General features: G+C 71.4%; 7 protein-coding genes. 2 read left to right on the forward strand and 5 right to left on the reverse strand.

Going from position 1 to position 6,951, the window contains the following annotated elements; all coding sequences use genetic code 11:
* Together Q0C12_RS14250 and nudE are read right to left on the reverse strand one after the other, a co-directional pair.
* Nucleotides 1-472, reverse strand: a 472-nt coding sequence (locus Q0C12_RS14250; protein WP_290891337.1) for an inositol monophosphatase family protein, incomplete at its 3' end; no start/stop codon positions are given.
* A complete protein-coding gene (gene nudE, locus Q0C12_RS14255; protein ID WP_290891339.1) occupies nt 469-1,053 on the reverse strand; it encodes an ADP compounds hydrolase NudE in 585 nt (194 codons plus the stop codon). The genes nudE and Q0C12_RS14250, both read right to left, overlap by 4 nt.
* 76 nt (nt 1,054-1,129) lie before the next feature.
* Between nudE and bioA the strand changes: the two genes are divergently transcribed.
* Both bioA and Q0C12_RS14265 read left to right on the forward strand, forming a co-directional pair.
* Nucleotides 1,130-2,509: an adenosylmethionine--8-amino-7-oxononanoate transaminase gene (gene bioA / locus Q0C12_RS14260; RefSeq protein WP_290891341.1), complete on the forward strand. Its 1,380-nt coding sequence runs from the start codon at nt 1,130-1,132 to the stop codon at nt 2,507-2,509.
* Nucleotides 2,506-3,231: a 16S rRNA (uracil(1498)-N(3))-methyltransferase gene (locus tag Q0C12_RS14265; protein WP_290891343.1), complete on the forward strand. Its 726-nt coding sequence runs from the start codon at nt 2,506-2,508 to the stop codon at nt 3,229-3,231. The genes bioA and Q0C12_RS14265 overlap by 4 nt, the downstream gene beginning before the upstream one ends.
* 48 nt (nt 3,232-3,279) lie before the next feature.
* Here Q0C12_RS14265 and Q0C12_RS14270 read toward each other — a convergent pair whose 3' ends face one another.
* From Q0C12_RS14270 to Q0C12_RS14280, 3 genes are all read right to left on the reverse strand, one after another.
* Nucleotides 3,280-3,756, reverse strand: a complete 477-nt coding sequence (locus Q0C12_RS14270) for a chemotaxis protein CheW (RefSeq protein ID WP_290891345.1) — start codon at nt 3,754-3,756, stop codon at nt 3,280-3,282.
* Between the two features lie 23 nt (nt 3,757-3,779).
* Entirely contained in the window at nt 3,780-5,492 is a 1,713-nt protein-coding gene (locus Q0C12_RS14275) for a chemotaxis protein CheB (RefSeq protein WP_290891347.1), read from the reverse strand.
* On the reverse strand, nt 5,485-6,951 hold a 1,467-nt coding region (locus Q0C12_RS14280; RefSeq protein WP_290891349.1), incomplete at its 5' end, for a response regulator. The genes Q0C12_RS14280 and Q0C12_RS14275, both read right to left, overlap by 8 nt.

Consider the following 6,951-nt stretch of genomic DNA (forward strand, 5'->3'; position numbering starts at 1 on the left):
CCACGCGCAGCGGCAGCGCGGCCGGGCGGCGGGTGGTGACCGCGACGTCGCCGGCCTCGGTCCGCAGCCAGGCGCCCTCGCCCGCCGCGGCGTGCATCAGCAAGCCGGGCACCGGTGCGTAAACGATACCGAGCACCGGCCGGCCAGCTTCGACCAGCGCGATGTTGACGGTGAACTCACCGTTCTTCTTCACGAACTCGCGGGTGCCGTCCAGCGGATCCACCAGCCAGTGCCGGGTCCACGTGCGCCGCTCGGACCAGGGCATGCCGGCGTCTTCCTCGCTCAGCACCGGGATGTCCGGCGCCAGCGCCTGGAGGCCCGGCACGATGATGCGGTGCGCCGCCAGGTCGGCCTGGGTCAGCGGCGAGGCGTCGTCCTTGTGCTCGACCGCGAAGTCCTGGGCGTAGACGGCGAGGATCGCCGCGCCCGCCTCCACCGCCAGGGCGATGCCGCCCGCGCGCAGTGGGCTCACGCGCGACCCCGCAGCACTTCGCGCACGATGAACAGCGCCGCCAGCGAGCGACCCTCGGAGCAGTCGTCGCGCAGCATCAGGTCGTGCAGCCGGTCCAGGCGCCATGGGATGACCTCGAGCTCCTCGGGCTCGTCGCCCGGCAGCCGTTCGGGGTACAGGTCTTCGGCCAGCACCAGGTGGATCTCGTGGTTCATGTAGGTGGGCGCCAGCGTGATCGCGCGCAGCGCGGTGAGCTTGCGGGCGCCGAAGCCCACTTCCTCCTTCAGCTCGCGGTTGGCGGCCTCGAGCACCGTTTCGCCGGCGTCCATGCGGCCCTTGGGCAGGCCCAGCTCGTAGCGGTGCACGCCGGCGGCGTACTCGCGGACCAGCAGCACATGCTCGGGATCGGGCACCGCGGCGATGATCACCGAGCCATGCCCGCTGCTGAGCGCGCGATGGTAGCGACGGCGCTCGCCGTTGCTGAACTCCAGGTCCAGGTGCTCGCGCCGGGCGCCCTCGGCGCCATGCTCCTCGCGGGCGTGGATGACGGGCAGCGGGCGCGCGCTGGCGGGCGGCGGGGATCGGTCGGCGGGCTCGGACATGCCCCGATTCTAGCCGCTGGGCGTGACGGCTGCGGTGTCCATGGACAGGCCGGGCCGCGGGCCGGATCATTCGCGCATGGATACCGACACCGATAGCACCCGCCGGGCCGAGGCCGACGCCTGGCGCGCGCGCGACCTGGCCGCGGTCTGGCACCCCTGCACGCAGATGAAGGAACACCCCGGCACCCTGCCCCTGGTGCCGATCCGGCGCGGCCGCGGCGCCTGGCTCGAGGGCGTGGACGGCGTGCGCTACCTCGACGCCGTCAGCAGCTGGTGGACCAACCTGTTCGGCCACGCCGAGCCGCGCATCGCCGAGGCCATCGCGGCCCAGGCGCGCGAGCTCGAGCATGTGATCTACGCCGGCTTCTCGCATGCCCCGGGGTTGGCCCTGGCCGAGGCGCTGCTGGCCAAGGCGCCGACGGGCCTGTCGCGGGTGTTCTACGGCGACAACGGCTCGGCCGCGGTCGAGATCGCGCTGAAGATGAGCTTCCACAGCCACGCCAACCGCGGCGAGCCCGGGCGCACGCGCTTCATCGCGCTGGGCAACGGCTACCACGGCGAAACCCTGGGCGCGCTGTCGATGGGCGACATCCCGCTGTATCGCCGGGTGTATGCGCCGCTGCTGCTCGAGCCGCTGTTCGCGCCCTCGCCCGACGCCTACGAGGCCGCGCCCGGCGAGGGCGCCGAGGCCTGCGCGCTGCGCCGCGCCGACGAACTGGCGGCGATCTTCGAGGCGCACCCCGGCCAGGTCTGCGCCCTGATCCTGGAGCCGCTGGTGCAGTGCGCCGGCGGCATGCGCATGCACCACCCGGCCTACCTGCGCCGCGCCCGCGAGATCTGCGATGCCCACGGCGCGCACCTGATCGCCGACGAGATCGCGGTCGGCTTCGGCCGCACCGGTACGCTGTTCGCCTGCGAGCAGGCCGGCGTCTCGCCCGATTTCCTGTGCCTGTCGAAGGGGCTCACCGGCGGCTTCCTGCCGATGTCGGCGGTGCTGACCACCGCCGCGGTTTATGACGCCTTCCTGGACGATTCGCGCGAGCGCGCCTTCCTTCATTCGCACAGCTATACCGGCAATCCGCTGGGCTGCGCGGCCGCACTGGCCTCGCTGGCCATCTTCGACAGCGACGGCGTGCTGGCGCGCAACCGCGGCACCGCCGCGCGCATGGCCGAACTGGCGGCACCGCTGGCGGCGCACCCGAACGTGGCCGAGGTGCGCCAGACCGGCATGATCCTGGCCATCGAGCTGACGGCGGACGGTCCGGGCAAGACGCCCTTCCCCGCCGCCGACCGCCGCGGACTGCGCGCCTACCGGCACGCGATCGAGCGCGGCGTGGTGCTGCGGCCACTGGGCGACATCCTCTACTGGATGCCGCCCTACTGCGTCGGCGAAGAGGAACTCCTGCACCTGGCCGCCGTCACCACCTCGGCCATCCAGGAGGCAACCCGCGCATGAGGACCATCCGCTGCCACGTCGACGCGCCGCTGTCGGTCGGCGCCACCGCCACCCTGTCCGAGACGGCCACCGGCCACCTCGTCCGCGTGCTGCGGCTGGGCGTGGGCGATGCGGTGGTGCTGTTCAACGGCGATGGCCACGACTACGATGCGCGCCTGGTCGCCGTGGGCAAGCGCGGCGCCGAGGCGGAAGTTACCGGCGCGCGCGCGCTGGCGAACGAATCGCCGCTGGCCATCACCCTGGCCCAGGGCGTGGCGCGGGGCGAGAAGATGGACCTGGTCCTGCAGAAAGGCACCGAGCTCGGCGTCGCCGCGTTCGCGCCGATCAACACCGAGCGGACCGAGGTGAAGCTCGACGCCGAGCGCGCAGCCAAGCGCCTGGCGCACTGGCAGGGCGTGCTGGTGGCGGCCTGCGAACAGAGCGGGCGTGCCCGCGTGCCGTCACTGGCCTCGCCCCTGGCGTTGGCGCAGTGGGCCGGCGGCGCGCACGCCGGGCTGAAACTGATGCTGGACCCCGAGGGCGAACTGACGCTGGCGTCCCTGCCGGCCACCGACGCAGTGACACTGGTGGTGGGGCCGGAAGGCGGGCTGTCGGAACGAGACCTGGCCACGCTGCGCGCGGCAGGCTTCAAGGGCCTGCGGCTGGGGCCGCGCATCCTGCGCACCGAGACCGCGGGACTGGCCGCTATCGCGGCCCTCCAATCCCGCCTCGGCGATCTGTAGCCATCAGAATGTAGGAGGGACTTCAGTCCGTTCTACAGCGAGCGGGTATCAGGCGGCGACCTGGGCCTGGTCGAGGGCCTTCTGGATCAGCAGCTCGATGCTCATCAGGTCGGGCACCACGGCCGGGTCATCGTTGAGCGTGACCCGGGAATGCACGCCAAGCGGCAGCTCCTTCATGTCCTGGTTCTCCGCCAGGGCGCTTCGCGACACCGTGACCAGGCGCGGGAAGCCCTGCGACAGCACCGCGAAGAACGGCAGCTTGGGGTTGTTGCCCAGCGCCTTGAGCACGGCGACCTTGGCGCCCATCTGGCCGTCCTCGCCGGACCACCCGGCCAGGCGCGAGAACGACAGCAGCGGCAGGCGCCAGCCGCGCCAGCGGACGCGACCGAGCAGCCATTCGGGGGCGTCGCCCACCGGCTCCGGGTCCGAGTAGGTGATGACCTCGGCGACGCTGGCGTTGGGCAACAGCAGGCGGCCCTGGGTGACGGTGATCAACACGCCTCGGATGTCGCGCTGGGCATTCATGGGTCTACTCCGGATCCTTTGCTTCAGTTCCAGCAATCAATGGTCAGGCGCGCCAGGTCGGCATGGCCGGCCGACACCGCGCCGGCGGCGATGACCTGTTCGGACGCGACCGCGTCGAAGCAGCTGGCCGGGTCCTGGGCAAGGACCACCGCGCCCGCGTCCTTCAGTGCCAGCACCGCCGGCACCACGCTCGGGTCGGCGCCGCTGAGCACCAGCACCACGCTGTCGGCGGCCGGCAGCGCCGCGACGACGTCGACCAGGCCGCTGACGGCCGCGAACTCAAAGCTGTTGTCGTGGTGCGACACGCCCATGCCGGGCTGCAGGACGGCAACGCGGCCCGGGTACGCAAGCTTGCCCGACACCGCCAGTTCGAGCGGCAGGCGGCTGGCTTTCGCAAGTTGGCCAACAAGGCGATCGTGCTTGCCGGTGTCGAGGTGTTGGTAAAGGAGCACCGGGACCGGCAGCGTGGGTGGCAGTGCGGACAGCAGCTGGCGCACCGCGTCGGGGCCACCCAGGCCGGCAAGCACCAGCAGCACGCCGCGATTGGCGGTGTTGCCGTGCATCGAACCCTCGGCCGCGAGGGTGAGCGCGGCTGCGGCGGCGGGAGTGACAAACGCCGGCGCGGGCACCTCGGGCGGCGCGCTCGCGGTGGCGGCGGCATCGTCGCTGTCGTCCATCGGCACCAGCTCAAGCGCACCGAAAATCGAGGCGCCGGCCGTCGGCGCGCCGCTTCCCACCGGCGCGGCCGGCGCCGGCGCGGCCGGTGCCTGGTCGAACGAGCCAAAGTCGGTGGCAAAGTCCGGCTCCTGGGCCACGGCACGCTCATCCTGGGCCTCGAAGGCTTCCAGCTGGGCGGCGAGCGCGGCAACGTCGTCATCGACGCTGTCCGAATGCGCCAGGTCGTCGTCGGTGAAGGACGAGAAGTTCACGGGGCCGCCCTCGAGCTCGACGTCCGCCAGCAGCGGCTCGTCGTTGCCGGCGTCATCGCCGAACGACAGCGGCTCGACCTCGTCCAGGGTCGGCAGCGGCGCGTTCTCGTCCGGCAGGGCCGAGAGGTCGATGTCGAAGCTGCTGGCGTCGAACTCCAGGTCTTCGATGGCGGGTTCGGGCGCGGGCGCCGCGTCGACCGGCGCGTCGACGCGGCCCATGGCCTGCTCGAGGTCGCCGAGATCGAGGTCGAGGTCGATGCCGGCCTCGGGCCCGGGATCCGGCGCGGCCGCCACGGGCTCGGCGGCCAGCGAAGGGTTCGTGGGCACCCACTCGGAAAGGTCGAGCGACTCGGCGGCATAGTCCTCGAGCTTTTCGTGATCCATTTCCTGGGCCGGCGTGCGCGGTGCGCCCGGTTCCATGGACAGGTCCACCACGGGCAGGTGGTCGGCGTCGCTGGGCGCGGGGGGCAGCAGGTCGGAACCAACCAGTTTCGCGGCGAGATGGCGGGCCCAGCGCGCGAGGTCCCAGCCGTCGAGGCCGCGGGTGACCTCGGCGTCGTCGTACATCACATCGATACCGGGCGCGGCCAGCAGATCCTCGAAGCGGTCGAGCGACTCCTCGACCGCAGGCTCCAGGCTGACCAGCACCACGGTGGGCTTCTCGCCGGCCACGGTGCCCGGGTCGAGATCGGCCGGATCGCCTTCCGCGACCAGCTGTGCGCCCAGTTCCGCCAGGGCGCGGCGGAGCTGGTCGCGGGCATCACCGGGGCGGGCCAGCAGGGCGACGCGGACCGGCGACTCAAGCATTGGCGGGCTCCATGCCGAGCATCTCGAACACGTTCCGCATCAGCTCGACTTCCTGGTAGGGCTTGCCGAGGTAGCGGTTCACGCCGATGTCGAAGGCGCGCTGGCGATGTTTGTCGCCGGTACGCGAGGTGATCATGATGATCGGCACGTCCTTCAGGCGCGGGTCCGACTTCATGTTCTGGGCCAGCTCGTAGCCGTCCATGCGCGGCATCTCGATGTCGAGCAGCATCAGGTCGGGCACGCGCTCGGCCATCTTCTCGATGGCGTCGACGCCGTCCTTCGCGGTCAGCACCTCCATGTTGTGGCGCTCGAGCACGCGGCCGGTGACCTTGCGCATCGTGATCGAGTCGTCGACCACCATGACCGCCGGGATGCGGCGGGCGGCCGGGGCCGGCGCGGCCGGCACGAGTTCGATGCTGCGGTCGATGCTGGCCTGGCGGCGCACCAGCGGCGCGACGTCGAGGATCACGACCACACGGCCGTCGCCCATGATGGTGGCGCCGAAGATGCCCGGGATCGAGTTGACCTGCGGACCCACCGGCTTGACCACGATTTCCTTGCTGCCCAGCACCTGGTCGATGCAGATGGCGGCGCGCAGGTCGCCGGAACGGGCGAGCAGCAGCGGCATCTGCAGGCTGTCCTGCGCCTTGGCCGGGGCATGCCCGATCAGGGTGCCCAGGTCGTGGATGGCGTAGGACTCACCGGCGTAGGTGAAGCTGGGGTGCTCGGTGGCGAGCTGCTTGTCGAGCTCGGCGCGGCTCATGCGACCCACGCCCTGCACCGAAGCGATCGGCACCGCGAAGCTGGTGTCGCCGATCTTGACGAACACCGCCTGGGTAACCGCGAGGGTGAACGGCAGGCGGATGGTGAAGGTGCTGCCCTTGCCGACTTCGGACTCGATGCTGAGCGAGCCGCCGAGCTGGCGGATTTCGCTGTAGACCACGTCCATGCCGACGCCGCGGCCGGCCAGGCGGCTGACGGTGGCGGCGGTGGAGAATCCGGTCTCGAGGATGAAGCCGTAAAGCGAGGCGTCGGAGACCTCGGCATCGGCCTTGAGCAGGCCGCGCTCGACCGCCTTCTTGCGGATCGCTTCCTTGTCCAGGCCGCGGCCGTCGTCGCTGATCTTGAGCACGACTTCGGAACCTTCGCGCTGCACCTGCACGCGGACCAGGCCCTCTTCCGGCTTCTTCGCTTTCTTGCGGTCGGCGGGAAGCTCGAGGCCATGGGCCACGGCGTTGCGGAGCATGTGCTCGAGCGGCGCGGTCATGCGGTCGAGCACGTTGCGGTCCATTTCGCCGCTGGCGCCGTCGACCTTGAGGTTGACCTGCTTGCCGGTTTCGCTGCCCGACTGGCGCAGCACGCGGCGCAGGCGCGGCACCAGCGCATCGAAGGGCACCATGCGCGTGCGCATGAGGCCTTCCTGCAGGTCCGAGCTCACGCGCGACTGCTGCAGCAGCAG

This window comes from Arenimonas sp., assembly GCF_022842045.1.
GTDB lineage: Bacteria > Pseudomonadota > Gammaproteobacteria > Xanthomonadales > Xanthomonadaceae > Arenimonas.